This is a genomic window from Cryobacterium sp. RTC2.1 (genome assembly GCF_035018685.1).
GTDB classification, from domain to species: Bacteria; Actinomycetota; Actinomycetes; order Actinomycetales; family Microbacteriaceae; genus Cryobacterium; species Cryobacterium glucosi.
Genome location: NZ_JASJXJ010000261.1, coordinates 1 through 2370 on the forward strand (window position 1 = coordinate 1; position 2370 = coordinate 2370).

Annotated in this window: 1 protein-coding gene and 1 pseudogene; both read right to left on the bottom strand. The window is 69.6% G+C overall.

Annotated features, from left to right (window positions below; genetic code table 11):
* Positions 1–1846 (bottom strand): hypothetical protein (locus QN357_RS18625; protein WP_323505354.1); only part of this gene is annotated, 1846 nt, incomplete at its 3' end.
* Positions 1843–2370, bottom strand: a pseudogene (locus tag QN357_RS18630) (hypothetical protein); the annotation flags it as partial. The pseudogene QN357_RS18630 and the gene QN357_RS18625, both read right to left, overlap by 4 nt.

Consider the following 2370-nt stretch of genomic DNA (forward strand, 5'->3'; position numbering starts at 1 on the left):
CCGGATCCGCTGCGGCGCCGGCTGTCGTGTCCGCCGGTCCCTGTTGGGTGGTGATGGTCCGGTTCGGAAGGGCTCGGAACGGGGCGATGGCGCCGCCTTGGACGATCCAGAAGGCGCCGTCGGCGGCTTCGCGGACATCCTGGGGTGGGATCACGAACGAGTGTTGGGCGCGCGCGCTGCCGAGCTCATCGCCGCTGGCCCGACCGGCGGCTTCCATCCGCATCACCGTCCCGGCGTACTTGACGATCTCTTCCGGGTCCTTGGACCGGCCGAAGATCAGCGCGGCCCCACTCGTGAGAGCCCGGCGCCGGCGGACCTCCTCGTTGGAGAGCCCGGCCGGGCTCTGCGTGGCCAGGACCAGGCCGACGCCGGCACTGCGTGCCGTTTCGAACAAGCTGCCCGCGGTGTCTCCCGGGTCTTGGGCACCGGTGACGAGTTGCGGGAACTCATCCACGATCACCACCACCGGACTTTTGTCGCGCCGTTCGAGGCGGGAGGCCAGGAAGTTCCGCAGGTCCAGCAGCAGCAAGTCGCCCAGGCGTGCCTGGGCGTCGTCGACCGGAGACAGCGGAACGATGGTCACGTTGGCGCGCGGGGCGTCGTAGGACCAGCCGCCAGGGCCGATCCAACGCTCCAACGGGCGGAGCGCCACCAGCAGACTCTGGAGAGCACGTTCTCCGGCGGTGGTGCCGTCCCGGTCGATGACCTTGTTCACCATCGACAGGTCGTACTGGTCCCGCGCATGCGGACCCGGGTCCGTCAACCGCTCCCGCAACTCGGCCACGCTCCGGATCGGCGCTCTGTCCTGAACGGCTTGGAGGACACCGCGGATCTCATCAAGATAGTGCTGGTTCGCGCCATCAGGGGCCGGCATCAGCCGCATCAGCTTCGCAGTGACCTGCTCCGCAGTCCCATTGAAGAAGTCCCACGTCCCACCGGCGACCGCGGTGCGCCCATAGGATTCGGCGACAGCGACCAGGTCCGCGGCGTCGGCCGGGTCACCCTTGGCGTCGATCACGAACACGGGCCACCCGTACTCGAGGGCGCAGAGCACCAGCCCGGTGATCAGGACGGTTTTGCCGCTGCCGGATTCCGCGATGATCAACGCCCGCAGCGCTGACGAGGTCCCGGGCAGGACCAGGTAGGTGCCGGTGGGGTCGACCCAGTCCCGCACCCGCCGGGCATCGTAGAACCGGTCCGCGAAAGTCCGCACGGTCACCCGGCTCGTCACGCCGAACGCGCTCCGCCCCTCATCCAGGTGCAACGGGACGGTGACGGCGTTTCGGGTGGTGCCGGTGATGCGGCCGGTGTTCCGATCCAGGAGCACTCCGATGCTGCGGGCGACGTTGCTGTCCGCGGCGCGCTTCCGCGCGGTCTCGATCTTCTCCTGCCGCACCACGTCCAGGATCCGGCGGGACCGCACCCGGTCCGCGATCCTCCGGCGCCGGATCGACCACGCCACCGGCAACAGCAACACCCCCGCGACCAAGTTCAGCAGCATCCACGGGACGAGAGTGGGTGCCAGGTCCGTCCGCCAGTCCGCTCCCGTGAAGAACGCGTGCGCCTGCCCGGACTGCACCCATAGGGTGGCTAAGACGATCTCCGTTCCGACGAGGGCGGTGACGAGGGTGATGCCGATCGTGTTGACGAGCCAGTGCCAGCGCCAGACCAGCCAGAACCGGGTCCGGGTCGCGATCCCGTCCCCGGCGATCCGCCCGGCCAGGACCGGCACCACCAACGGGAGAGCCACGAGGACCAGCAGAACCGTGAAGACCGCTTTGAGGACGCCGGCGATCGCGTCGCTGGCGGCATCCTCGCTCCCGGCCACGAACTGGTTGCCGCTCATCGCGTCACTCCCCCGGCCGGTTGCCCGTCGACTCCGTCGAGCTCCGTCAGGATCGACGCGCCCGCGAGGATCGCGGGGCGCGGCCGGTCGAGTGCGGGACCGACCCATTGGCCGCGGATGTCGAACACAGTCTCTGCCACGAGGCCGGGGCGTTCGGTGCGGAACACGTATTTGTCCGCAGCGCGGGTCACGGCTCGGGTCGCGTCCTCGGTGCAGAAGCACGCGACCCGGGTGACGCCGTCGTGGGCGAGGCGGTGCGAGTGGTTCTCGCAGATCATCTTGTAGCGCTGCCAGGTCTTCGGCGTCAGCTCCACCTCGATCAATTCCGCCTCGCCGTCCCGGATCGCGACACCGTCGGCCTGATGGTCCAGGCGTGCGACCGGTTTCCGGTCCCGCTGCCACGTGTACCCGTGGGCGAGGTAGCGGGCGGAGACCGCGGACACGGCGACCTCGTGCCGGATCGTCTGCCGGAACAAGTTCGGCGCCGGCCTGCCGATCGCCGCGGCGGTCGCCCACACGATGGA